The 24,332-nt window shown below is 46.7% G+C and carries 21 protein-coding genes and 1 pseudogene; 14 read left to right on the top strand and 8 right to left on the bottom strand.

Going from position 1 to position 24,332, the window contains the following annotated elements:
• The first annotated feature begins 447 nt into the window (after positions 1–447).
• Positions 448–1,704 carry a putative Na+/H+ antiporter gene (locus MJ769_RS09015; RefSeq protein ID WP_239236525.1) on the top strand — a complete coding sequence of 419 codons (1,257 nt, stop codon included), beginning with the start codon at positions 448–450 and terminating at the stop codon, positions 1,702–1,704.
• 164 nt (positions 1,705–1,868) lie between these two features.
• On the opposite strand, the gene MJ769_RS09010 is transcribed toward MJ769_RS09015, so the two are convergent.
• The 3 genes from MJ769_RS09010 to MJ769_RS09000 all read right to left on the bottom strand — a co-directional run bounded on the left by MJ769_RS09010 (position 1,869) and on the right by MJ769_RS09000 (position 5,707).
• Positions 1,869–3,005, bottom strand: a complete 1,137-nt coding sequence (locus MJ769_RS09010) for a cation:proton antiporter (protein ID WP_445083083.1) — start codon at positions 3,003–3,005, stop codon at positions 1,869–1,871.
• A 495-nt stretch (positions 3,006–3,500) separates the two neighbouring features.
• Entirely contained in the window at positions 3,501–4,490 is a 990-nt protein-coding gene (locus tag MJ769_RS09005; RefSeq protein WP_239236523.1) for a transposase, read from the bottom strand.
• 356 nt (positions 4,491–4,846) lie between these two features.
• Positions 4,847–5,707, bottom strand: coding sequence for an MBL fold metallo-hydrolase (locus MJ769_RS09000; protein WP_239236522.1), 861 nt, complete (start codon positions 5,705–5,707; stop codon positions 4,847–4,849).
• A gap of 178 nt (positions 5,708–5,885) precedes the next feature.
• Here MJ769_RS09000 and MJ769_RS08995 point away from each other — a divergent pair, with 178 nt between their 5' ends.
• The 4 genes from MJ769_RS08995 (at position 5,886) to MJ769_RS08980 (ending at position 9,722) form a co-directional block, all read left to right on the top strand.
• Positions 5,886–6,140, top strand: a complete 255-nt coding sequence (locus tag MJ769_RS08995) for a metalloregulator ArsR/SmtB family transcription factor (RefSeq protein WP_320412157.1) — start codon at positions 5,886–5,888, stop codon at positions 6,138–6,140.
• Between the two features lie 9 nt (positions 6,141–6,149).
• A complete protein-coding gene (locus MJ769_RS08990) occupies positions 6,150–7,751 on the top strand; it encodes a bifunctional protein tyrosine phosphatase family protein/NAD(P)/FAD-dependent oxidoreductase (protein ID WP_239236518.1) in 1,602 nt (533 codons plus the stop codon).
• Positions 7,752–7,756: 5 nt separating this feature from the next.
• Positions 7,757–8,569 (top strand): sulfite exporter TauE/SafE family protein, encoded by an 813-nt coding sequence (locus MJ769_RS08985; protein ID WP_239236516.1) that lies wholly within the window; start codon positions 7,757–7,759, stop codon positions 8,567–8,569.
• Positions 8,570–8,885: 316 nt separating this feature from the next.
• A complete protein-coding gene (locus tag MJ769_RS08980; protein ID WP_239236506.1) occupies positions 8,886–9,722 on the top strand; it encodes a sulfite exporter TauE/SafE family protein in 837 nt (278 codons plus the stop codon).
• Positions 9,723–9,733: 11 nt separating this feature from the next.
• Here MJ769_RS08980 and MJ769_RS08975 read toward each other — a convergent pair whose 3' ends face one another.
• Positions 9,734–9,892: a hypothetical protein gene (locus MJ769_RS08975; RefSeq protein ID WP_239236504.1), complete on the bottom strand. Its 159-nt coding sequence runs from the start codon at positions 9,890–9,892 to the stop codon at positions 9,734–9,736.
• Positions 9,893–10,336: 444 nt separating this feature from the next.
• Between MJ769_RS08975 and MJ769_RS08970 the strand changes: the two genes are divergently transcribed.
• Positions 10,337–11,599 carry an AI-2E family transporter gene (locus tag MJ769_RS08970; protein ID WP_239236502.1) on the top strand — a complete coding sequence of 421 codons (1,263 nt, stop codon included), beginning with the start codon at positions 10,337–10,339 and terminating at the stop codon, positions 11,597–11,599.
• Positions 11,600–12,069: 470 nt separating this feature from the next.
• On the opposite strand, the gene MJ769_RS08965 is transcribed toward MJ769_RS08970, so the two are convergent.
• Together MJ769_RS08965 and MJ769_RS08960 are read right to left on the bottom strand one after the other, a co-directional pair.
• Complete coding sequence (locus MJ769_RS08965) at positions 12,070–12,618, bottom strand: cytochrome b (protein WP_239236500.1); 549 nt, start codon at positions 12,616–12,618, stop codon at positions 12,070–12,072.
• 283 nt (positions 12,619–12,901) lie between these two features.
• Positions 12,902–13,807, bottom strand: coding sequence for a LysR family transcriptional regulator (locus MJ769_RS08960; protein ID WP_239236498.1), 906 nt, complete (start codon positions 13,805–13,807; stop codon positions 12,902–12,904).
• A 90-nt stretch (positions 13,808–13,897) separates the two neighbouring features.
• Between MJ769_RS08960 and MJ769_RS08955 the strand changes: the two genes are divergently transcribed.
• From MJ769_RS08955 to MJ769_RS08940, 4 genes and pseudogenes are all read left to right on the top strand, one after another.
• Positions 13,898–14,764 (top strand): pirin family protein, encoded by an 867-nt coding sequence (locus MJ769_RS08955; RefSeq protein ID WP_239236496.1) that lies wholly within the window; start codon positions 13,898–13,900, stop codon positions 14,762–14,764.
• Positions 14,765–14,797: 33 nt separating this feature from the next.
• Positions 14,798–15,241 (top strand): DoxX family protein, encoded by a 444-nt coding sequence (locus tag MJ769_RS08950; RefSeq protein ID WP_239236494.1) that lies wholly within the window; start codon positions 14,798–14,800, stop codon positions 15,239–15,241.
• 66 nt (positions 15,242–15,307) lie between these two features.
• Complete coding sequence (locus MJ769_RS08945; protein ID WP_239236492.1) at positions 15,308–16,375, top strand: alkene reductase; 1,068 nt, start codon at positions 15,308–15,310, stop codon at positions 16,373–16,375.
• A gap of 536 nt (positions 16,376–16,911) precedes the next feature.
• Positions 16,912–17,867 (top strand): annotated as a pseudogene (locus tag MJ769_RS08940) (IS1595 family transposase).
• Between the two features lie 10 nt (positions 17,868–17,877).
• Here the strand turns inward: MJ769_RS08940 and MJ769_RS08935 are convergent.
• Positions 17,878–18,132: a hypothetical protein gene (locus MJ769_RS08935; protein WP_239236490.1), complete on the bottom strand. Its 255-nt coding sequence runs from the start codon at positions 18,130–18,132 to the stop codon at positions 17,878–17,880.
• 282 nt (positions 18,133–18,414) lie between these two features.
• Positions 18,415–19,053, bottom strand: a complete 639-nt coding sequence (locus tag MJ769_RS08930) for a hypothetical protein (RefSeq protein ID WP_239236488.1) — start codon at positions 19,051–19,053, stop codon at positions 18,415–18,417.
• Between the two features lie 510 nt (positions 19,054–19,563).
• Between MJ769_RS08930 and rmuC the strand changes: the two genes are divergently transcribed.
• From rmuC to MJ769_RS08910, 4 genes are all read left to right on the top strand, one after another.
• Positions 19,564–21,189, top strand: a complete 1,626-nt coding sequence (gene rmuC / locus MJ769_RS08925) for a DNA recombination protein RmuC (RefSeq protein WP_239236486.1) — start codon at positions 19,564–19,566, stop codon at positions 21,187–21,189.
• Positions 21,190–21,490: 301 nt separating this feature from the next.
• Positions 21,491–21,670, top strand: coding sequence for a hypothetical protein (locus MJ769_RS08920; RefSeq protein WP_239236484.1), 180 nt, complete (start codon positions 21,491–21,493; stop codon positions 21,668–21,670).
• The gene (locus MJ769_RS08915; protein WP_239236482.1) at positions 21,667–23,367 is read left to right on the top strand and encodes a DUF3696 domain-containing protein; all 1,701 of its coding nucleotides are present in this window, start codon (positions 21,667–21,669) and stop codon (positions 23,365–23,367) included. The genes MJ769_RS08920 and MJ769_RS08915 overlap by 4 nt, the downstream gene beginning before the upstream one ends.
• Positions 23,367–24,227 (top strand): hypothetical protein, encoded by an 861-nt coding sequence (locus MJ769_RS08910; RefSeq protein WP_239236480.1) that lies wholly within the window; start codon positions 23,367–23,369, stop codon positions 24,225–24,227. The genes MJ769_RS08915 and MJ769_RS08910 overlap by 1 nt, the downstream gene beginning before the upstream one ends.
• Positions 24,228–24,332: the final 105 nt, after the last annotated feature.

Raw genomic sequence — 24,332 nt, 5'->3', positions numbered from 1 at the left:
CCGTCAATCATGGCTTCCAGCGATTTGACCATTCATTTAACCGGACAGCAGTGAAGTAAAACAGACTCTTGAGATTCTCTCTCAATATTGACATTAGGCACCTAAGACTATTTTGGAATATCTGTTTCCCGCACCTGTGTCTGGGCAGACAAGCGTGCATTTGCTGCAACATTGGCAGTATTGGACTTGTCGGCTTTAGCCAGTTACCACTCGCGGTACAAAGAAATTGGCATGATCATTATGCTGGGTCACTCACTTCCGACACTTCGCATTCCACATCGCCGCCTCCGCACTGATATTCGCATGGGAATATGCTAAGCACATTGAAAACCATAGACGCGTTAGCTGAATACTAAAACAGACTGCAATATCCTCCTTCATATTGCCGATAACAAGCCGGGTTGCTTTATGATGGTCGCACAATCGACAATGAACTAAGGGATCTACATGGAAATTAATACCATGCAAGTAATCGGGGCAGGACTTTTTGCCCTCGCGTTGCTGCATACATTTGCCGCAAAATCATTTGAACGTCTCGCCCACCGTTACCCTCGACATGCAGGCATGTACCATCTATTGGGCGAAGTTGAGGTGGTTTTCGGGTTCTGGGCATTTGTTCTGATTGTCGTGATGGCGCTGGTGTCGGGTGGCGCGGCAGCAATTGATTACGCTGAGTCACGCCAGTATACGGAACCTCTGTTTGTGTTTGTCGTGATGGTGGTTGCCGCCTCACGGCCAATATTGGAGATCGTCAGACAATTATTATTGCTAATTGCACGCCTGACACCGGTGCGTACTAGTCTTGCGTTAGCTTGGCTAGGCTTGGCTGCAGTGCCGTTGATGGGTTCGCTGATTACCGAACCCGCTGCCATGACGCTTGCCGCATTGATGCTGGCGCCACAGATTTTTCGGCAAGGGATTCCAGAATGGCTTAAATATGGAGCTCTGGGCGTGCTTTTTGTTAATATTTCAATTGGTGGCACGCTGACGTCTTACGCTGCACCACCGGTACTTATGGTTGCTTCGGCATGGAATTGGGATACTGCGTTCATGGCGTCAACTTTTGGCTGGAAGTCATGTCTTTCCGTGCTGATCAATGCGACGGGAATCATATTCTTGCTGCGTTCCCATATACACGACAAGCAGTCATCCGAAATGGATGCTCCCGCGCTCCAAGTTCCCATACTGGTCAGCGCAATCCACTTGGCATTTTTGGCCGCTGTAGTCACTTTGGCCCATCATCCTGTGTTGTTCTTGGGAATATTCCTGTTGTTTCTCGGCTATACGCAAGCATATGATCGACATCAAAGCCCACTGATTCTCAAAGAGGGATTGCTGGTCGGTTTTTTTCTGGCTGGATTGGTCGTATTGGGCGGCATGCAGCAATGGTGGCTGCAACCCATCGTCTCCAGTCTCGGGCCGACTGCCTTATTCTTTGGCGCTCTCGGACTGACCGCTATTTCAGACAATGCGGCGCTCACCTATCTGGGCTCGTTGATTGTTGGTATGTCAGATCAGGAAAAGTATATGCTGGTTGCAGGCGCAGTGGCCGGAGGTGGCCTGACCGTGATTGCCAATGCGCCTAATCCGGCTGGCGTGTCACTACTGAGACGTGGCTTTAGCGACGAATCAATTGGGGCCGTTGGTTTGCTGCTAGGCGCGTTGCCGCCGACTGCTATTGCAGCGTTATTTTTTTTGTTGTAAAAACTTAATGGTGTTTGTAAAACGCTGACGCAAACAATTTAATTGTCCAATATATTTGAAGCACGAACACTAGCAACTCCATGGAGTTGCTAGTGTTCGGTCTGAGAGAAACTGCACCCATATTGATGCAGCTTAACATTAACAATTTATTGCAGGATCAATCGTTATTCTTCTTTTTTACGCACTTCTTTACCCACTTCCCCGGAATATTTGAAAGCCCAAACTGCAATCAGTGGGCCTATGGTTTCAAATATGGCAACGGCTCCAAATACTAATGCCGATACTGTAGCAATTTCCTGTGGGAATAATTGGCCTGTAGTTTGTACCAAGCCGATTGCGAGGCCAGCCATAGGCACCAACAATAACCCTGTTGAAACCGCTGCTTGAGGCGGCATTCGATATGACTTGGCTGCAACAAATACCCCAAACCATTTAGATAACCCTCTGGCAAACGACAGTGCGATTGCAACGGGGGCATATTGCATGAGTTCATCTATATGCAAATTTGCCCCTGCAAAAACAAAAAGCACAATGAAAAAAAGTTCAAATGTTTCACCAAACTCAATGTTGGAAATAACATTTTCATGCTCAATGTTGCGAACGATAATGCCCAGCGCAAGCGGCGCAAACAAAATGGATAGCACGAGTGCATTTGCCAAACCCAGGGCAAGCATGGTGGCACCTACGACTAATGCAAGGCGATACTGTTTGGCTTTTCTTGTGGCCAGGATTAAATAGTGCAGTCCATAGGCAATAACGACTGCCAGCAGAAAAGAGCCAAGAAGTCGATAAAGCGGCTCGAATACAATCACCGTCCATGAAGCTTCTGCTTCCATATGTGCAATGGGTAATAAGGCTGAAAATACCAGAAAAGAAATGACATTATTCAAGGCCACCAATGAACCAGCGGCATCTGTCACAGGCCCCTTGGCGCCAAGCTCATGTCCGACGTGAATCAATACTGCTGGAGAGGACGAAGTGCAGATGGCAGCAACAATGGCAGCCGTTAAAGCTGAAACATCAAAAAATCGCAAAACAAAATAAACAGCCAGAAACGTTGCAACCGTCTCCAAAACCGTGGCCAGAAGCAGATATTGGCTTCTTAGGACTGCCTTGATATCAAGAGACAATCCTAACCTGTAGAGAATCAGGCCAAGTGCAATGTCAATAATAACGTGAGCCGAAGATAATGCATCCGCACTTAATACATCCATTCCGCTTGGCCCTGCGATGTAACCAAATAGCATGAAGCCCGTAATACTGGGTAACCACCGCATCGTATGAGCCAGATACCCCCCCATAGCGCCAGCAACCAGCAAAATGCTGAAAGAGGTCATCGTATTAAATTCAAGTGGCCATGTTGGCAAGAAATCCATTTAACTCCTATCTGACGTTAGGGGGCCTTTAAAAATCCAAGTTTCCAAGCAATACAAGGCACGAGTAAAAAATTTGAGCGCGGCATATATGTGATATGTAAGCGATAATTTTTTTCGAGTAACGCTGTATCGTGACGAAACGCGGTAAGCAAGCAAACCGCAACGCGGCTGCTCGGAAATTGCGATTTTTAGAGAGCCCTTTATTATTTAAATGCTGCTAGATAAAACCATTAAGCCAAAGTGACGGAGAACAGGTCTGACATCTTATATCCGCTGTGTAATTTGTAGACACACATGGCTTCTGTTCTAGCCAATAATTATTGATGTACTTTTCGCCCTTGTCGCATAAAAATATGACGACATGTTCGACCTTGTGTCGCTCGCGTAATTTTCGTGCAGCGACCAGGTGAACATAATGGATCAAGTTACTTGATTAACAATAAACTTACAGACTTCTGCGACTTCATTCGTCAATTCGATATCTTTGCTTAATTGATTTCTCACCAAACAGGTGATATGACTAACGGAGCCTGAATGTCCAAGCCCAAAGTAGTCAGCAATTGCATTTAATCGGTGATCACCTAGATGTTGACACAAATAAATAGCTATTTTCCGTTCTGTAGATTGACTATTTCGCCCCTTCTTTAATTGTCTTAGTAACGTTACTGGTTTTTGATAATAGGCGGCAGTATTTTTGACAATCTGTTCAATCGACAAGCCAAACGGGATAATTAAATTCGCTTTTTTGTTTTCTTTCAGTTTTGGTATTTTGTTCTCGCTTAACCATTTAACGAATTCTTTTTCACCAATAACCGAAGCGGTGTTACCTCGGTTATAAAATCGAGTCAGCTGCTCGTTATTACCTTGCGCAACATACCTGGCATATTCTGAATACTTTTGCTTTGAACCCAGCAAACCATATATTTCGTCACACATTAGCCAAGCAGGTTTGTCGGCTTGATTGATGTAAGCAGGAAAACTCGACCAGGGATAATCTGCCAGGTTATCAACCAGCGGTTTCTTGCCTTCAATTGGATTGAGATGGATGTAGCGCGACAATTGCAACAAATACACATCCTGGTCAACAAGGATGGATTTAAAGCGCCCCCGAAAAATTGGGCCATCAGATTTGGCGAGCTGGTTATAGCGTTGAGTGTATACGCCATTAATATGACGCATCGCACGGCTGAGATTCGCGTGAGGAGTTTGAATCAATAGATGGTAATGGTTGGTCATCAAACAATAACCATGAATCACGATTCCAAATCTTTCAGCGGCTTCTTTGAGAGTACGCAAAAATGCTTCAAAGTATTCAGGAGAGCGGAATATCTTGATTCGACCTCGGTCTTTACCACGATTCATTACGTGATAATAAGCATTTTCATATTCGATTCGTTCGGGACGGGGCATAGAAACACGATAACATATCAATCATGGCTTGATCAAGCGACTTGACCCGTTACAATAGCAGCATACCGTACTCGTACATCCAGTCTGTACGTATCCTGCACGGCAATCCCGTATAGTCATCAGTCCAAAACAGAGATGTCTCAGCTTCGCTATCATCAAGCATTTTGGCTACGCCCGCATGATTGAAAACGCTTCCCCCCAATGCCAAGTGATGTTGGGCCTCGCAAGTTCAGCGCCAACCTACGTTAGGCCAGGCTACGCTTGCTTTAGCCCACGTTACCGCGTTTGATTTTGTCAATTAATTTCAAGAATAACGAAGCTGGCTGAGCCAATACTGCTCACGGGTTATCCATCTTCTAAATTACATTAATGGGTATTTTAAAATAGGCAGTACCATTTTCTTCAGCAGGTGGCATTTCACCCGCCCGAATATTGGTCTGAATCGAAGGCAATAACAGAGTAGGGGCTTCTAACGTCTTATCACGTGCAGTACGCATCGCAACGAATTCATCTTCACTGATACCGTCATGCACATGAATATTGTACTTCCGTTGTTCTGCCACCGTACTTTCCCATTGAACCGCTCGATCGGTCGGTGGATAATCGTGGCACATCAATAATCTGGTTTCAGGCGGGAATTCAAGTAATTTGCGTATGGATTGGAACAATCGATGCGCATCACCACCCGGAAAATCTGCACGTGCAGTACCCACATCGGGCATGAACAAGGTATCGCCGATAAATATTGCATCACCAAATTGGTAAGCCAAATCTGCTGGCGTATGACCTGGCACTAAAATAGCTTTAGCACTTAATTTACCTACTTTAAACATTTCACCATCAGCTAATAAATAATCAAAATGGCTGCCATTGGGTACAAACTCATCTCCGATATTAAATAGTTTCTTAAAGGTTTTTTGTACCGTAGGAATTCCATTGCCAATGGCGATTTTTCCTCCTAATTTACTTTGGAGATAGTGCGCAGATGAAAGATGATCGGCGTGTGCATGGGTTTCAAGAATCCATTCAACTGTCAATCGTTGACTTTTTATAAATTGAATTTGTTTATCGGCAAACTGGGTACTTGTTCGACCTGATTTTGCATCGTAGTCAAGAACGGGATCTATGATGGCGCAGCTTCCACCCGCTTCATCAAAAACGACATAACTAACAGTGCTTGTAGCAGGCTCGAAAAATGTTTCTATGTTTGCTTTCATCTAAATTTTCCTTTGGTATCAAATTCTGTTGTTCATTTTCATTAACGTTGACAATAATATATTTATTAATATAATATTTGTCAATATTATATTTAATATTTAAATAACTATTATGCAAACACAATCAAATTTTCCAGACATTTCAACCATTCGTGGATCCGCCGCAATGGCGTGCAGGATGTTGAAAGTACTGGCGAATGAAGATCGACTACTCATTTTGTGCCAACTTAGCCAAGGGGATAAAAATGTAGGGGAGTTACAAGAATTGCTGGAAATGCAACAACCCACACTTTCGCAACAGCTAACGGTCTTACGTGAAGAGAGACTGGTTACTACTGAGCGCAATGGGAAATACATTACTTATAGTTTGGCAAGTAAGGAAGCCACCGAAATCATGGGAACTTTATTTCAACTTTATTGCAAAGACCACTAGGAGACAATAATGGGTATCGACGTAACTAAATTAGATGACAAATTATCGGTAACCGGTCAAATAAGTTTGAATGATCTACGTGAGATTGCGAAATCTGGCTATAAGGCGGTTATTTGTAATCGGCCTGACTATGAAGGGGGGGATGACCAGCCAACTAGCAAACAATTAGAAGAATTAGCCAAATCTCTGGGAATGGCTTTTGTGTATTTACCCGTTGAAATAGGTGCAGTGTCTACCGAACATGGCGAAAAATTCAAGGAACTCATTAACGCATTACCAGGGCCCATTCTTGCTTATTGCGGTTCAGGCAAACGTGCCACAGCCTTACATGGTTTGGCAACACAGAGGGCTTCGAATAATCAACAACCGACATCTGATGCCTGCAACTGGGGAAATGCCTTTGATGTGGTGATAGTAGGTGGTGGCTCGGCTGGCATTGGTGTTACTGCCAGCCTGTTAAAGCGACGCCCATCTTTGCGCATTGCCATCATTGAACCCAGTGACAAACATTATTATCAGCCTGCCTGGACACTTGTCGGTGGCGGTGACTATGACATTGCCGCAACTGTACGCAATATGACAGAAGTTATTCCCCCATCAGCGGAATGGATTCAAGCGTCTGCAGCCAATTTTGATCCCGGTAACAGTCGGGTGACTTTAGCCGATGGACGTGCCATTGGTTACCGGCAATTAATCGTTTGTCCAGGTATTCGCTTGGCATGGGAGAAGGTTAAGGGATTGAAAGAAACGCTAGGTAAAAATGGGGTAACCTCAAACTATGCGTATGAATTGGCGCCTTATACCTGGTCGTTAGTTAAAAACCTTAAAAAAGGAAAAGCATTATTCACACAACCACCGATGCCAATTAAATGTGCAGGTGCCCCCCAGAAAGCCATGTATCTTTCATGCGATCATTGGCAACGTAACCAGAACCTTGACAATATAGAAGTCGAGTTTAATACAGCGGGTGCGGTACTTTTTGGCGTTGCTGATTTTGTGCCGCCATTGATGGAATATGTAAAACGTTACCATGCAAAACTCGCATTCAATTCTAATCTTGTTAGCGTAGATGGTGCCAAAAAGACGGCCTGTTTTGAGATAAAAGACAGCAATGGGAATGTACAGCAGATTGAAAAGTCTTTTGATATGTTACATGTCACCCCACCACAAATGGCACCAGATTTTTTACGTAACAGTCCTTTGGCAGATGCCAGCGGTTTTTGTGAGGTTGATCAAAAAACATTACAGCATCCTCGCTATTCAAATATTTTCTCATTGGGTGACGCCTGTTCATCACCCAATGCCAAAACCGCAGCTGCCATCAGAAAGCAAGTTGTCGTGGTTGCTGAAAACATGTTGGCAAAGAAAGAAGGCCGAGATCTAACGACAATCTACGACGGTTACGGTGCCTGCCCATTAACCGTGGAAAATGGCAAGGTTATCCTGGCGGAGTTTGGTTTTGGTGGCAAGTTATTACCTTCTTTACCCCTCAAAGCCACCAACCCCAGTCGAATTGCATGGCTGTTAAAGACAAAACTCTTTCCTTGGTTATATTGGAATGGCATGTTGAAAGGGCGTGAATGGCTGGCCAGACCGGGCAAATCAAACTAATCATCATGAATATTCAAATAATCGACCTTTTTTTGGGTGCATTGACGGGATTCATACTTGCTTTGTCAGGTGCAGGCGGCGCTGTACTTGCTGTACCACTACTGATTTTTGGTTTGAATATGGAAATTTCTAAGGCCACGCCGATTGCTTTATTTGCTGTGTGCATGGCGGCGACCGTTGGTGCTATAGGTGCGCACAGGCAAGGAAAAGTGAGATACCGTGCGGCAGGCTTCCTTGCAACGGCGGGTGCACTAGCTGCACCGCTTGGAGTGTGGCTGTCACAACGCATACCGACGGCACCATTGACACTATTATTTGCCGTGGTTCTGGTTTATGTTGCCTATAATATGTTTCGCCAAAGTCAACTCACAGAAGCTTCAGCATTCAGCACCTTTTCAGGCCCCTGCATGCTTGATGTGCCAGATGGACACCTGGTTTGGACATGGACTTGTGCCAGAGTGTTGGCATTGGCAGGTTTTTTGGCAGGCACTTTATCGGGTTTACTGGGCGTCGGCGGTGGTTTCGTGATTGTGCCCGCACTTAAGAAAGTTTCCAATTTTAAAATACAATCCATTCTTGCGACATCTCTGACGGCAATCATCGTTACTTCTGGCGTTGGCGTTACCTCCGCCACATTAATGGGCGCTATGAATTGGTCTCTTGCCATTCCATTTGCTTGTGCCGCAATCGCGGGAATGATTCTTGGACGTTTGATTGCCAAACGGTTTTCAACCAAAAATTTACATCAAAACTTTGCTTTAACGGCAGCACTGGTGGCTATTGCTTTGGTTATCAAAGTGATATCAGCTGAATTATAGTAAAGGTGCAGTCAGATCAAGTCTGCTGTACTGACTGACGACCTATCAATGAACTTCTTCAGTTTCAGCCAAGCAACAGAACCCAGTCACTTGACCAGCTACGCCAACAAAATTAAATTGTATAGCTTATTGATATCACATTATTAATACAAATAAATTATTATAAATTTAAACGAAAATATGTTAATCAACAACCTGAATCGATATCCAAAATACTATTGTTCGGATAAAGGCAAAACTCATTCCTTGGTTATTTGGAATGGCATGCTGAAAGGGCGTGAATGGCTGGCCAGGCCGAGCAAATTAAACTAATCATATGGATATTCAAATAATCGAAATTCTTTTGGGTGCATTGACGGGAATCGTACTTGCGTTGACAGGTGCAGGCGGCGCTATACTTGCCGTACCGTTACTTATTTTTGGTTTGCATCTGGATATTGCTGAGGCCACGCCGATTGCTTTACTTTCGGTCTGCCTGGCGGCGACCATTGGTGCTATCAGTGCATACATACAAGGAAAAGTAAGATACCGGGCAGCAGGCTTCATTGCTATAGCGGGTGCAATTGCTGCACCGGCTGGAATGTGGCTGGCACAAAAAATACCAACTGCACCATTGACACTATTGTTTGCAATGGTTCTGGCTTACGTTGCCTATGATATGTTTCGCCAGAGTAAACACAGCGATGAAGAAGCAGAATCTTTAGCGTTACGCACTACTTCAAAACCTTGCCTGCTTGATTCACCTGGTGAACGTCTGATCTGTACATGGCGTTGTGCCAGAGCATTAATATTATCCGGTTTTTTAGCGGGCACTTTATCTGGTTTGCTGGGCGTGGGAGGAGGTTTTGTCGTTGTGCCCGCACTTAAGAGAGTTACCAATCTTGCAATGCAATCCATTTTTGCGACATCTCTGGCGGTAATCGCACTTATTTCTGGTGTTGGTGTTACCTCTGCCACATTAATGGGCGCTATGAACTGGTCTATTGCGATTCCATTTGCTTCAGGCGCAATCGCGGGAATGTTACTTGGACGTTCGGTTGCCAATCGTTTCTCAGGCCCAAGATTACAGCAAAGCTTTGCTGTAATGGCAGCACTAGTGTCTATTAGTATGGTTATCAAAGTGATATTAGCGGCAGGCTTTTTTTCAGTGTAGTAACGGTGCAGTCATTTCAAGTTGTCCCATCCCGGGTGGTCAGGCACGGCTTGCCCCTTCAACTTCTCGCCGTACCCGCTGTTGCCTGCTGGTGTCTTGAAACCATCGGCTCCTTCCAAAGAGGTCATTTCGGGACTACAGCCTTCACGGTCGGCTCCATCCGTTACCATTGCGCCTCGCCTGCAAGGCTAGAACTTGGCCCGTGGCTAGCGGTTACCAAGGCGGGATTCACACCCGCTAGATTGTGCGACATTGCCAAGCCGCAACCAAGACTTGACCAAATACTGTTCGGTTAGTGGTGAATTTCTGGTTTTTTAATGTTGTATCTTATTGATTGTATTTTATTAATTATTTTAAACTGAACAGTATTGAGACTTGACCCCGTTGATTAAGCGGAAATCGTAGCCCGTGGGTCAAAGATGCTGTATCGGTGAAAAATGACATGCGCGTGAAATAAACTCGATAAAATGGGACAGTATCAGGTGGCGTGATTGCGTCTGCATAACCTGCCGGAAAACATCTGGCATAAAAGTGCATCTGGTATATTTATTTACTTTTTTTCAGATAGTTAGATCGTAAGACAAGCGCAGTCTTTAATATAGGGAATGTATCCGATGAAATCAACTATCGCCGAAGCGCCTATCCCGGAACCTGAAACCCCAGCGCCAGCAGTGGCCGACAGCGTTATTGCAAAAGAATCTGTTGCAGACAACGCAGATGACACGGGAAATGCAGAGCATGACAAATCGGTCCCTGTGTTGCCGTCATCGCCGCTCGCTGGGCTGCTGCCGACGCCGGTCGATGCGCGCGGACTGGCATTGGCAATTTTGGCCATGTTGGCATGCATATTTGCATTGCAATGGGCACAAAAATTTCTGGTACCGGTACTTTTTGGTATCTTGATTGCCTATACACTGAATCCTCTGGTGGCTTGGCTGGAACGCAGAAAAATTCCACGCCGGATTGGTGTTAGCCTGATCATGCTGTCGATACTGGGCGGTTCAGCAGCGATTGGCAATACGCTGTATGGGGAATATCAGTCGATTCTGGAAAATTTACCGGCTGCATCTCACAAGATATCGCGCCTCCTGAGCAAGTCGGGTAAAGGTCAACCGAATGCAATTCAGAAAATGCAAACGGCTGCCACCGAAATTGAAAAAGCGACCAGTAGTGCCACCGGTGCGCCTGCGCCATCCTCGCGCAAAGTCGTGGCGCCGGAAGCGCCGGTATTTCAAGTGAAAGACTGGTTATGGGCCGGATCACGCGGCGCGGCCGGGTTTGTTATGAATGTAGTGATGGTGATCTTTCTGGTGTTCTTCTTGCTCCTCTCCGGTGATACCTTCAAACGCAAGCTGGTGCGACTGACCGGGCCGTCGATGTCGCGCAAAAAAATAACTGTCCATATTCTGGACGATATTAATAAGTCGATCCAAAGCTACATGTTCATGCTGTTGGTGACCAATGTGCTGTTGGCTATCCTGATGTGGATCGCACTGCGCCTGATCGGCATGCAAAATACCGGGGCCTGGGCCCTGGCAGCCGGCCTGTTCCATGTAATTCCGTATTTTGGCCCGCTACTGATCACGATTAGTACCGGTGTCGCAGCATTCATGCAATTTGAATCTGCTTCGATGGGTTTTTTGGTCGCTGGCGTGTCGTTGGCGATTGCGACCCTGGTGGGTACGCTGGTGACCACCTGGATGACCGGCAGAATTGCCAAAATGAATGCCCCAGCCGTCTTTATTTCATTATTGTTCTGGGGCTGGTTATGGGGAATTTGGGGGTTATTGCTCGGTATACCGATCATCTTCATCGTCAAGGTGATTTCGTCGCATGTCGAGGGATTGCTGCCGGTAGCCGAGCTGCTGAGCGAGTAATAATCTGTAGTGCCAAGCTGCGTTGAACACACTGCTAAAACTATGCTTGTCGCGCAACCGCTCATAAATTAGAACTGCTTTTGCACTCTAAGGGGGGGCAGTCATGATTGATCGCTCTATCGGTGGCGATTGCCTGATAATCGAAAGGCGGTTTTGAAACATTGAAGAAGCCTTGGAGCGTGTTCCATTCCATTGTGCTTAGAGTTCTCCTTGGATTAGTTACGCCGCGTTCCGCACGGCTGAATTATTGCTGCGATCCGCAGTTCTCCGCATTCTGTTCATTAGTCGTAATACAGCTGGGTTGGTGACCGTCTGTCAATTTCACGTGCTTCCTCAACTTGCAGCATCAGTGCACGGTTCCATATGCAATGGTTAGGCCGACGAGCAGCCTGCGCAATGCGCGCAGGCTGCTAGCTATATAGTGCTTTCGCATGCATGTACTACATAGCCAGACCCCAGCCACTAACGATTCAATCTTGGTTCGGGAGCATGCGCCGCAGCGTATTGTCGCGCACAAAGTAATGGTGATATATCGCAGCTGTGGCATGCAGGCCGATGAGGAAATAACCAATTGTGCCAACGGTTTCATGAATCTCTTCGATCCAATCTGCCAGATATTTACTTTTGCCAATAAGTGCCGGCAGATGCTGGCCGAAAAATGGTATAGGCTTACCCTCTGCGCTGAGTAACAGCCATCCTGCCAGAGGCATAACGATCATCAATGCATAGAGTGCTACATGCACTAGCTTAGCTGATTGCTTCTGCCACTTAGGTGGATCTGGATCAATGCGAGGGATGATATCGGTTAGGTGAACCACCAGGCGTATCAAGGCGAGTACAAGAATCGATAAGCCCAGCATAAAGTGCCAGGTCTTCAATGTCGCTCGAAGATCGCTTCCTTTAGGGAAAAATTCATGTAGTTCAATACATGCGTAAACCGCTACGAGCAGGAGCAGCATTAACCAATGAATCCAAATAGATAATATTCCGTAACGGTCTGTGGTATTTCGTATATTCATCGTCTTGCTCCTAAGGAATTAAGCCTAACAGCTTTTAAACGGCCTCTAATGGTTAAGAATAATGAAAAATATAGAATTATGTTTTTTGATGAGCGCGGCAGATTCAGCCTGATAGATTAGTCCCCAGTACATAATATTAGCCAGTATAGGCATAAGTGTACGGGCTAATAAAATTTGAATTTTTGGAGGAAATGCGCTCCTTATCTAAAGAATGCACTATGGCTGCACCCGGCCTTACTGGCACCAACGGCGTGCAGAATGAAAGCTTCAGTATCTTCCTTGATCACCCCCTCTCCATAAGCTGCTCAAGATGCGCGAGAAAGGCGCGCGTCTTGGCTGGCAGGTAGCGGCGCATGGGCATGACTGCCCATGCGGGAACGGCGGGTAGACACCACTTCGGTAATATCCGCACCAAACGTTTGTTGCGCACGTCTTCTGCTACGAAGCGATCCGGTAACGCACCGATACCAGCACCATCCAGCAAAAGCTGTTGGATCATGTCAGGCGAATTCAGGGTGAGACGTCCGGGCGGAACCCCTTCCCAAACAGCCTTGCCACATATTAGTTTCCAAGGAGCTGCATGTCCTCGTGCTGAAAGTAAACGAACCGCCGAATGACGCTCCAACTCATCAGGATGATTCGGTGCTGCATGAAGTGCGAGATAAATGGGGCTGGCGTAAAGGCCGAATCCAAGCTCGTTAATTTTGCGCGCCACTAATGTGGAGTCGTTGTCCAGCGCACCCATGCGAATGGCCAGGTCGAAACGTTCGCCGATCAGATCAACGCGCCTCGAAGTAAGATCGAGATCAAGTTGTATCTCGGGATAGGTTTCTATGAAGGTGGCGATGGCGCGCGAGAAATGTTGCTTGGCATAGTCACCTGGCATGGAGACGCGCAGCCGACCACGTGGCTGCACATCCTGACTGCGCACAAAATCTTGCGTGGTAGCGACTTCTTCCGCAACGCGCCGGCAATGATCAAGGAATTCCTGTCCGAAGTCAGTGAGTGTGAGGCGACGAGTAGTGCGCAACAGCAACCGCTGCCCAAGTGCTGCTTCAAGATTCGTCAAGCGGCGGGAAACAGTGGCTTTGGGCATGCCGAGATGTTCTGCTGCGCGCACCAAGCTTTCTTGTTCGACGATGGCGGCGAAAAGGATGTAGTCGTCAGCGGAGATATTTTTATGTTCCATTTATGGAACAGTTTATCTCAGTTTCGTGGCTTTATCTATTTTATTGAGCCGTCTATGATGTGTCTACTTTACTTTCATTGAGGAGCCAACATGAACACCATCAACGAAGCAATATTGCATCAATCACGCGGTGTCGACCGCATCATCGAAGGCGTTGCCACCTCGGACGGCGCGGGGGTGAAGCTGACCCGCGTGCTTACTGGCAAGCTGCAGCAGCGCCTTGATCCATTTTTGATGCTGGATGCATTCGGCAGCGATAATCCGGATGACTACATCGCGGGTTTCCCGGATCACCCGCATCGTGGTTTCGAGACGGTCACCTATATGCTGTCAGGACGGATGCGGCATCGTGATAACGCAGGACATGAGGGGCTGCTGGAAAACGGCGGTGTGCAGTGGATGACCGCTGGGCGCGGCATAATTCATTCTGAAATCCCCGAGCAAAAAGACGGCGTGATGGAAGGCTTTCAGCTATGGCTCAACCTGCCCGCGAAGCGCAAGATGACCGAGCCCTGGTATCGCGACATTGCCAGCCAGGAGATTCCAGAATACGTCACGGCAGAAAACGTTACCGTGCGTGTGATTGCCGGAGCCAGCAACGGCGTGGCGGGCGCCGTTACACGCGAAGATACCGAACCAATGTATCTGGACATTCACTTGCCTGCGGGCGCTTCGTTCTCGACGGCATTGGCTGCCACGCATAACGCATTCATCTACGTCTATCGAGGCGCGGTGAAGATTGGCGACACGCTGGTGGAATCGCATCGCATGGGTATCTTGAGCAACACAACGGAAGCCGATGGCGTAACGCTTTCAGCGGTTGAAGATGCGCGTTTGATCCTGATCGCTGGCAGACCGCTTAACGAACCAATCGTGCAGTACGGACCATTCGTGATGAACACGCAGGAAGAGATTCATCAGGCTATGGATGATTTTAGGAATGGGCGTCTTGCCTGAATCAAATAATTTTAAATTAACAAGGAGCATGACATGACTACCGAAAATATCTTTAAGCAGATCAATGTCAGTATCGTGAAATTGGTATCCATACCCGCTGTTAACGCGCCACTTGTGCTCGCCGCCAGACTTTTAGCGTCGGCAATCTTCATTAGTGCAGGATTCAGCAAGCTGGGGGCGGGTTATGCGGGAGCGCAAGGCTATATGGCATCTGTCGGCCTTTCCGGCGAACTTCTTCCCTTGGTGATTGCACTGGAAATGGGTGGGGGGCTGGCGCTTTTGCTTGGTTTTCAGGCACGCTTGGCGGCATTCGCGCTGTCAGTTTTCTGCATCGTTTCCGGTGTATTGTTTCACTCTGGCGCAGACCCGATGCAACAGATCATGTTTATGAAAAATCTCGCGATGGCAGGCGGATTGTTGGCCTTCACCTTATTCGGTGCTGGTCGTTTGAGCCTGGACGGGGAAACAAAGGCTTAGTTTTTTAACTTTAAACAAACTGCGCGTAACTTATTGAACAAAAAATACCTATTAAGGAAAATAAACATGACCACAACTTTGTTCGCCCCCACCACGCTAGGCAAGCTGCAACTGAAGAACCGTATCGTCATGGCACCACTGACGCGCTCACGCGCTATCGGCAATGTGCCGAACGAACTGATGGAAAAATATTATCGGCTGCGCGCCGGAGCCGGGCTCATCATCACTGAAGGAACATCACCATCGCCGAACGGACTCGGCTATGCGCGCATCCCCGGGATGTTTAGTGACGCGCAAGTGCAAGGTTGGAGGCGAGTGACGGACGGCGTGCATCAGGCAGGTGGCAAGATATTTATGCAATTAATGCATACTGGGCGGGTCAGCCACACCGCTAACATGCCAGCCGATGCCAGTTTGCTCGCGCCTTCCGCTATCGCCGCGCCGGGCGAAATGTGGACGGACAGCAATGGGCCGCAGCCGCATCCTATTCCCACTGCAATGAGCGAAGCCGATATTGCTCAGGCCATCGCCGAGTATGCGACTGCTGCCAAGCGGGCGATTGAAGCTGGATTCGATGGTGTAGAGTTACATGCGGCAAATGGCTATTTAATCGATCAATTTCTTAACACAGCTTCCAATCAGCGCACTGACCGCTGGGGCGGCAGTATTGAAAATCGCATCCGCTTCGCCGTGGAAGTTGCCAAGGCTGCTGCCGTTACTATCGGTGCAGAACACATCGGTATGCGCATCTCACCTTACGGTGTATTCAATGGCATGGCTCCCGATGCTGAAATGGACGCGCTGTACGAACGCTTGATCGCCGAATTAAATAGCATCGGCTTGGTGTATATCCACATCGTCGATCACAGCTCGATGGGCGCACCGGAAGTTAGCCCAGCGATCAAGGCAAAAATACGAGCCGCGTTCAAAGGCAAATATATTTTGTCAGGCGGCTATGATTTGGCTCGGGCGAACGCCGATCTCGATTTGCAGCATGGCGACCTCGTCGCATTCGGCCGCCCATTTATCTCCAATCCCGATCTGGTGGAAAAACTAGGCAATGACACCCCCTTGGTTTCACCAGAAGTTGATACCTTTTACACGCCGGGGGAAAAAGGATATACCAACTATTAATGCTATCGATAACTATGACGGAGTCATTGCTGCTAATCTTTATCCTATTTTTAGTCGCTAACTGATGGGCGCCTCTAAAAATTTAATTTTCTAGACAAGACAAGGCGCGAGTAAAAAATTTGAGCGCGGCATATAGTTGATATGTAAGCGATAATTTTTCGAGTAACGCAGTATTGCGACGAAAATTAGATTTTTAGAGGTGCCCTGATGATTCGACTCTGACCAGCATATTTTATTTGTAGGGTCACACCTAATGGAAGAACAGCAGGGAAATCGGTTATTACTACAGCAACTGGTTGTTGATGATGTTGTAGCGCTTGTAAATTGCGCGCAATTTGTTGCGAGATGGTGAGAGAATCGCAAGATTGTTAGTTTGGAGCTATGAGTGAAGGGCATCCCCCTTTTTCATAACTTGATTAGTTACATGCCTCAGCTGGGTACAATTGTTTACTTACAGGCTCATGTTTACTTACAGGCTCATGTGGTGAGCTACTGAGGGGGGTAATAATAGGCGCATCTATCCAAGGAGATGCGTTATGGCAATGAATCGAGTTCAGTTTCAAAAGGGTCTATCGATGTCTGAGTTTCTGAAGCAGTACGGGAGGGTGGAGTAGTGCCACGCGCCGCTGTTGGCGTCGCGCTGGCCAGAAGGCTTTGTCTGCCCGCATTGCGGGGAAACCCATCACAGCACCTTCATACTTGACGGCAGGCAGCACTGGCAGTGCCGAGCGTGCCGCTACCAGACGATGGTCACTGCCGGTACGATCTTCCAAGCAACGAAGCTGCCACTGACACGCTGGTTTCTGGCGATGAACTTGCTGACCCAAGCGAAAAAAATGTTGCCGCGCTGGAACTCATGCGCCATCTGGGCGTGAGCTACAAGGCCGCTTGACTGATGAAGCTCAAGCTGCTGCAAGTCATGACTGAGCGCGAATCCTCCCGTGTCCTCGAAGGGCGAGTCGAAATTGACGACGCTTATCTGGGCGGCGGGCGCCCGGGTAGGCGCGGCCGGGGCTCCGAAAACAAGGTGTCCTTCATCGCGGCTGTACAGACCACAGAGGACGGCAAGCCGGTCGTAGCTTGCTTCATCCGCATCCCGTTCACCAAGCAAGCCGTCGAAGCTTGGGCCAAGAAGGCGCTGGCGCCTGCCGCTCAAATACTGTCCGACAGACTGGGATGTGTCCGGGGCGGCACTGCCAGCGGCGCTACACATTCCGCCATTATTATGAACGGCGGCACGGGTCGGGAAGCGGCGCAACTCCCGGCATTCCGCGCCGTGAATACCGTGCTGGGCAACCTGAAAACAGCTATCAGTGGAACTTACCATGCTTTCGACTTCCGTAAATACGCAGACCGTTACCTGACCAAGGTTCAGAACCGTTTTAATCGCCGCTTCTATCTTGGCATCATCCTCAAGCGCCTCGTTCGCGCTGCGGCGATTACAAACCCATGCACTGAAGCTGTCATTCGGGCAGCTGAGGCATGTAACTAATCAGGTTTATTTATAAATCACATTCATCGATATCATTAATAACAAGCGTAAACGCGATACGGCGAATTATGTCGCCAACTGCTCGTCGAGAAAGCTTCTTCTCACCAGCAATTATCTTCTCGTATTGAGTTTGTACCCAAGTGTGGACGTCACCGACAATTTTTGGAAGAGCATCTGCTGTAAACTTGTCCAAGGTGATTATTGATTTGTAACCAGCCTTATCAATAAAAGGGAAAAGTGTTTTGTTCGTTTCGTAATTCATCATTTTCTCCAAATCCGTTCGCTGCGAAGCCCTGTGGTAATCGTACATCCATCATGAACGCTCTTCACTTTGTATGCGTTTCGCCATGTTGAAAGACGACGTACTGGCTCACGCCCCATGTCTCGCTCCATGCACCTAATGCTATTTTTGTCAAAATACAGAACTACACCCCCGTGACCGTCGTATTGTTCTTTTCCATACAGATCAAGAAGTTGATCCATCATTGGAGGAATACCGCGTTGTTGTGCTCGAATTGCTGCATGTGTGCTGAAAGAGTTGCTCATTTTAAAGTCCCTCTATAAATTCCAAATATTCTGAACTATCTTTTACGTAATGATTTGGGAGGTAACAATTCATGCCAGTCAGGTCAACATTTTTGAATATTCCCTCTGCCCATATAGTGCTATAAATGTTACTAGTGTCATCAGTGTCCTCGTTGCGCAGTCTTATCCCTTCCCTGATCACTCGAAATGGATCAATATCCGGCTCCAATGGGAAATATATATTTGGGAAAAATCCAAAATCACCAGCGTGTTTATTCCAAATACGACCCTGCCAACCTGCATCAAGCCCAAGCAATCTTTCAATATGCTCAGGTTTTAATATAAGAATTAAAAATATTCGATTAAGAATGGCATCTCGCACCATATTTTTTCTATTACAGATTTCATCCAGTCTATCAATTACATCGACTCGCAGTGAGAAGGTAACCACTTGTCGAGGAATGCCGTTCAAACTTGCAGCTATAAATTCACGAGCCTCTTCTGAATTTAATTGCATAATTTCTTGATCCATCATTTCTAACTCAATGGCTAGTATTTTGTTGATATAGGCATCGCGCCTTAAGCATCCCTGTTCCATTTTGTCGTTGAGCTTTTTAACTATTGGCTGCCAAATCTTGATGGCTACTTTTTTCACATCCATGTTCACTCACCCCTCTTTTTATTGAAGGTGCAAAGTCTAAACAATATAATTGCAAATTGCAAATATAAATGCAATTAAAATAATTGCATTTGGAACTAGATGGGCTGCTGTTCCAATACCGCTCAGCTATTTGCACTGTTTAGGATTTATAATTTGGTGCTAGCAGGCTGATGGTATGTATTGCCGACAACCAAGTTGCGCCCAAAAAACGAAAAACAGGGGTGTGATAATGCAAAAAATACTATATGTCAGGTTAAAAACCGCAAAATTCCACTTTGTATCTGGCGACTGCGACCGGGATCGGTCAAGTGTGAATGATTTAGCGTTTCCTTAGATAACTCAAGTTATATAAAATAGTTACTTTGTTATTCGCGATTTTTAATAAAACATTCAAGTTGATAGGGTGTGCATAATTCAAATGGTCGTTTTTGAAAAATTTCGTCCATCGAGTCAAGGTATTTAGTACCTGTAAGAGTCAGAACGAGGGAGTTAGTTTTAATGGATCTACCAATGTTTAGTTTGGTTTCACTGTTCATTGGGTTATTAGTCGGCGCAGGTGTTATTTGGCTGGTATTGCGTGCCCGCATTTTAGCCACTGAATTGCGGGTTAAAAGCGAAAGCCAAGTTGAAATTGCCAGGCTCAATGAGCGCCTGATCGCCTCACAGGAAGATGCAAAGCGACTCGCTACTCAACATGCTGATCTACAAAAGCAAGCTATGCTCTGGCGCGATCAGCTTGATGTAATGGGAGATGAGCGTGCGCAATTGGCTGAACGAGCGGATCGTGTTCCTAAACTTGTTTCTAATCTTGAAGTGGCAAATCAAGAAGTAAGTACACTTAAGCAATCCATCGCGGATATTCGTGAAAAAGTGGGTAGGGTTAACTCAACCATTGAGTCACAAGCCGAGCATGTTGTGCAACTTCAGCAGGAACGCGTCACTCAGAAAGAGCGTAGCGATTTGCTGACTCGGGATGTCAATCTTTTGAATATGCAGGTGTCCGAGCTCACGACGGCCTTGGAAGTTGAGCGCAAGCAGTCACAAGAAAAGTTGCAATTGTTGATTGATGCGCGCGAGCAGCTTTCAAATCAGTTCAGGTCCCTGGCCGGTGAAATTCTGGAAGATAAAAGTAAGCGTTTTACTGAGCAGAATCAAACGAATATCGGTGCGCTGCTTGGGCCATTGAAGACTCAAATTTATGAATTTAAAGCCAAGGTCGAAGATATTCACCTTAAAGATACCGAGCAACAAGCAACTTTAAAGGCCGAGCTAAATCAGTTGAAAGATTTAAACCGACAGATTACCGAGGAGGCTCATGGTTTGGCAACCGCACTTAAAGGTCAATCCAAGATGCAGGGGAATTGGGGGGAAATGGTATTGGAAAATATCCTGGATCGTTCAGGATTGAGATCCGGTAAGGAATATCGTCGCGAAGTTAGCTTTAACACCGAGACGGGCAGGAGTCGGCCAGACGTAATTATTTATCTTCCACAAGCAAAACATCTTGTCATCGATTCCAAGGTATCCCTCAATGCCTATACGCGGTATGTTAATGCAGAAGGAGAAATTGAACGGCAGTTGGCGCTGAAAGAGCACGTTGCAGCTATATCCAGTCGAATTAAGGAGCTGTCAGATCGCAACTATTTTGAATTGCCCGGCCTAAACTCTCCCGAGATGGTCTTTATGTTCATTCCCATTGAATCCGCTTTTGTGGAGGCGTTGCGCGCAGATGAAACGTTATTTCAAAAAGCAATTGAACAGAATGTGCTGGTTGCAACGCCGACTACTTTGCTTACCAGCCTTAATATCGTGCGCCAACTCTGGAGATTTGAAGAACAAAACGCTCATACCGCAGAACTTGCGGAACGTGCCGCCAAGGTATACAAAAAACTTAATACCTTTCTTGGTTCTATGGAAGGCGTCGGCAAGCAACTCGACAAGGCCAAGGACTCATTTAATCTGGCAATGAGTCAGCTCTATTCCGGGAAAGACAATTTGATAAAACAAGCCAACGATTTCAAAAAGCTTGGCGTTGCAGTGCAAGGTACTTTCCCTGAAAATCTGCTGGCCAAGGCAGAGCTTGAATTAGAGCACTTGCCTGAATTTCCCGCACACGAAAATGGTTCATTAGAATAAGCATGATTGATAACCAAGTGAAAAGTGAGATAGACCGACTCTGGCTGAGCGGTTAAAGGTTGGCCCGGTGTGTCTTTACTGCAGTCTGAAAAGCTCATTTATAGATGGGGCGATGCACTGTAGTGACAAAAGATAAGAGTTATTTGTGCAGCTCTGGAAGTGTGTTCATGCGACCAGATACACTTGTAATTGAAGCGGTTTATCTGGTGTTAACAGGTGATTTAGCTAAAACAGGTTTTGAGAGGATGCTTCGAGGCGCAGCGATGCTAAACTCGAACGAAATTTCAGTTGGAAATTTTTTATGCCAACTCCTCCAATTATTCTTCAAAAAAGTTATTTGCAAATTCATATTAAAATAGCTTCTATTAAGGAAAAACTAGTGAACGAGCTGATTCAATCAAACTTTTTTCTCAACAGGCTTGCCGCACATGCCTTTAGAGTGCCTGAGGCAGCCCGAGCAATGAGGATAAATGAAGTATGAGTGTGCCGACCACTATTAGCCAGACGGGATTAACCAAAATTCATATTGAGAATTTTAAAGGGGTTAGTTCGGAAGTTCAGATTGACCTTAAGCCTATTACTTTGCTTTTCGGTTCAAACAGCGTTGGCAAAAGCACCATAATGCAAGCACTGCAGTATGTGCGTGAGGTGTTGGTGCGTAATAACGCTAATCCCGACCGCACTTTGCACGGTGGAGATTTTGTTGATCTGGGCGGGTTTCGCAATTTAGTCCATCTGCGTGATACGGCCCGCCATATTGCCATTCAGGTCGAGCTGTCTCTAGGTGATAGAGGGCTGCCCGATTTGGTTCCGGAAGCTTTTGACGATTGGCAAACAGATGATTCCAAGGTGTGGGCTTTTTACAACTTGTTGCATGAAACACGGAATCGCGTTGAGTCGGTAAGCGTGAAATTGGTGATTGCCTGGAGTCATCTACGCGATAAAGCTGTGGTTGTAGGGTATCAAGTGGGTGCTAATGGTGAATGGCTGGCCGAAATAAACGCGACTGATGATGGTCGGGATGTCAGCGTCAGTATTAACGAAATTAATTCCATTTTTATGCGCCCGTTCACGCCGGAAGATTTGGACAATAATTTAGACTATTTTTTGCGAATGGATGCAAATTCGGTCGCATCCAGCGATTCTGTAGTGCCAAAAATTGAAACTCACTATACGATATGGCCGCACATTATCAAGACAGTAACAGATGCGGGCATGGAAATGACCGGAGAGGGTTTGCGCGAGTGGCTTTCCGGTTTTGATAGCGCGTTGCCTCGATTGGGTGAGCTACTGCATATTCCGGCACCGGATGTATTCGGAGCGGAGAATGTATATATCGCTCGAGAGTTTACCGCATTTATTTCGTCATTAATTGTCGGCCCCGGGCTGCTGATTCGCGATGAGTTAAGCAAAATGCGCTATGTTGGCCCCATTCGTCATGTGCCTGCACGTGATTTTGATGCCAGCTTGAGCAAGGATGAGGCGGGCTGGGCGGACGGTTTGGCTGGATGGGAAGCTTTGCTGACTGGACCGCAAAGCCTGATCGATGATGTTAGTCGCTGGATGGCGGACGAAGACAAGCTTAATACCGGTTATGCAGTCGAGCGCCGTTGGGTGCGAGAAGTGCGATCGGAATGGCTAGATATGATTGGTTCTGATGCATTGAATCCCCAACGTAAGCGGGAGTTGAATAAAGCAATCAAGGCACTGCCGGCCAAGCCTCGCATCGGGTTGATCGATACTAAATTCGGCTTGAAAATGCAGTCCCGAGATGTCGGGATTGGGATCTCTCAAGTGCTGCCAGTTGTGGTGGCTGCGTTGGAGCCTTCGGCAAGTTTGGTGACGATCGAGCAGCCGGAGCTTCATATTCACCCTTCGGTGCAAGTGGGCCTGGGTGACCTGTTAATTTACAGCGTTCTCCGCCACGATATGAGTTTTTTGATTGAAACGCACAGCGAGCATCTGATTCTACGCTTGCTGCGCCGAATTCGCGAAACATCAGAAGGGAATTTACCCTCTGGTTTTCCGTCTGTTTCTCCAGAAATGATAGGGGTTTATTACGTGGATCGTGGAGAAAATGGGGTTCTGATTAAATCTTTGCCTGTTAATGAAGCAGGTGAATTTACAGAAAGCTGGCCTAAAGGATTTTTTGATGAACGAGCCGGAGAATTGTTCTAATGATCAAGGAGTTTGCATTAGATCCGGATGCAATCACTTCATCTTATCGCGAGTTCTGCTACTTTACAGAGAAGTTTGGCGTGAGTCAGGGGCGAGTGATTGCCGCATTTCCAAAGAAATGGAGAAAGCTGGTTTGTGATTCGGCCTTACGCCAGCATAAGGGTAAAATTGAGTTTTCTAAAATTGTGGAGCGGCTAAATAAATTTGGAAATGATATCGTTTTTGATACGGGTCGACCGAGTGGAGAAGGTTCTCAAACGTGGATTGATCGGGCATTAGTGGAGCATGCGCGCAAACCCTTTGCCGCGATTATCTCAGCTACTGCTGTAAATCACCCGGATGTGCTGTTAAAAGATGAGGTCGATGAAGAAAGCCCGCGCTTTAAGGCCGCTAGACAGTGTGCTATACCTCGAACAGCGCAAGCTTTGATAGGCTGCGCAGAATTTTTGATTAGGCACTCAAAAATAATTAAGCTCGTTGATCCGCATTTTGACCCTACTAAGCCTCGCTACCAGAGACCATTAGAGCAGATATGTTCTTTATTGCCTGGCAGCAAAGCCATTGTGGAAATACATCGCAGCGATGAGGTTGCAAACGACGAACTGATTAGACGTTTCAAGCAGTGTGTTTCCATGTTGCCTTCAGGAGTGAGGATGCAATTACATATTTACGAGAAAGCACAAATGCATAACCGCTTTATCATTACCGAGAGTGGTGGACTGATTTATGGGGTTGGCCTTAGTGATAATGAGGACGGTGGTGGTGCGCCGGATGAAGAGGTCACCTTGATGGAAACAGCAGTTAAAAATACTCGCTGGAATGACTACAGCAAAACTTCGCCTGTAGCTATATGGCCATAATTACAATATCTATGCAGGTAAGTTCAGTTGAAAAAATTGAATATACGTTGCCTATTGACTAACACTACTAACGCCATTCAACGGTTTACTTTGTTACTTTAAGAA

The sequence above is a fragment of the Candidatus Nitrotoga sp. BS genome, from assembly GCF_927797785.1.
Lineage (GTDB): Bacteria > Pseudomonadota > Gammaproteobacteria > Burkholderiales > Gallionellaceae > Nitrotoga.
Note: the sequence above shows the minus strand (reverse complement) of the source record. Positions and strands in the feature narration are given on the sequence as shown.

What these genes read in the sequence shown, in the direction of transcription:
- MJ769_RS09015 (WP_239236525.1), top strand. Translation starts at nt 448, where the DNA reads ATGGAAATTAATACCATGCAAGTAATCGGGGCAGGACTTTTTGCCCTC.
- MJ769_RS09010 (WP_445083083.1), bottom strand. Translation starts at nt 3,005, where the DNA reads ATGGGGGGGTATCTGGCTCATACGATGCGGTGGTTACCCAGTATTACG.
- MJ769_RS09005 (WP_239236523.1), bottom strand. Translation starts at nt 4,490, where the DNA reads ATGCCCCGTCCCGAACGAATCGAATATGAAAATGCTTATTATCACGTA.
- MJ769_RS09000 (WP_239236522.1), bottom strand. Translation starts at nt 5,707, where the DNA reads ATGAAAGCAAACATAGAAACATTTTTCGAGCCTGCTACAAGCACTGTT.
- MJ769_RS08995 (WP_320412157.1), top strand. Translation starts at nt 5,886, where the DNA reads ATGTTGAAAGTACTGGCGAATGAAGATCGACTACTCATTTTGTGCCAA.
- MJ769_RS08990 (WP_239236518.1), top strand. Translation starts at nt 6,150, where the DNA reads ATGGGTATCGACGTAACTAAATTAGATGACAAATTATCGGTAACCGGT.
- MJ769_RS08985 (WP_239236516.1), top strand. Translation starts at nt 7,757, where the DNA reads ATGAATATTCAAATAATCGACCTTTTTTTGGGTGCATTGACGGGATTC.
- MJ769_RS08980 (WP_239236506.1), top strand. Translation starts at nt 8,886, where the DNA reads ATGGATATTCAAATAATCGAAATTCTTTTGGGTGCATTGACGGGAATC.
- MJ769_RS08975 (WP_239236504.1), bottom strand. Translation starts at nt 9,892, where the DNA reads ATGGTAACGGATGGAGCCGACCGTGAAGGCTGTAGTCCCGAAATGACC.
- MJ769_RS08970 (WP_239236502.1), top strand. Translation starts at nt 10,337, where the DNA reads ATGAAATCAACTATCGCCGAAGCGCCTATCCCGGAACCTGAAACCCCA.
- MJ769_RS08965 (WP_239236500.1), bottom strand. Translation starts at nt 12,618, where the DNA reads ATGAATATACGAAATACCACAGACCGTTACGGAATATTATCTATTTGG.
- MJ769_RS08960 (WP_239236498.1), bottom strand. Translation starts at nt 13,807, where the DNA reads ATGGAACATAAAAATATCTCCGCTGACGACTACATCCTTTTCGCCGCC.
- MJ769_RS08955 (WP_239236496.1), top strand. Translation starts at nt 13,898, where the DNA reads ATGAACACCATCAACGAAGCAATATTGCATCAATCACGCGGTGTCGAC.
- MJ769_RS08950 (WP_239236494.1), top strand. Translation starts at nt 14,798, where the DNA reads ATGACTACCGAAAATATCTTTAAGCAGATCAATGTCAGTATCGTGAAA.
- MJ769_RS08945 (WP_239236492.1), top strand. Translation starts at nt 15,308, where the DNA reads ATGACCACAACTTTGTTCGCCCCCACCACGCTAGGCAAGCTGCAACTG.
- MJ769_RS08935 (WP_239236490.1), bottom strand. Translation starts at nt 18,132, where the DNA reads ATGATGAATTACGAAACGAACAAAACACTTTTCCCTTTTATTGATAAG.
- MJ769_RS08930 (WP_239236488.1), bottom strand. Translation starts at nt 19,053, where the DNA reads ATGGATGTGAAAAAAGTAGCCATCAAGATTTGGCAGCCAATAGTTAAA.
- rmuC (WP_239236486.1), top strand. Translation starts at nt 19,564, where the DNA reads ATGTTTAGTTTGGTTTCACTGTTCATTGGGTTATTAGTCGGCGCAGGT.
- MJ769_RS08920 (WP_239236484.1), top strand. Translation starts at nt 21,491, where the DNA reads ATGCCAACTCCTCCAATTATTCTTCAAAAAAGTTATTTGCAAATTCAT.
- MJ769_RS08915 (WP_239236482.1), top strand. Translation starts at nt 21,667, where the DNA reads ATGAGTGTGCCGACCACTATTAGCCAGACGGGATTAACCAAAATTCAT.
- MJ769_RS08910 (WP_239236480.1), top strand. Translation starts at nt 23,367, where the DNA reads ATGATCAAGGAGTTTGCATTAGATCCGGATGCAATCACTTCATCTTAT.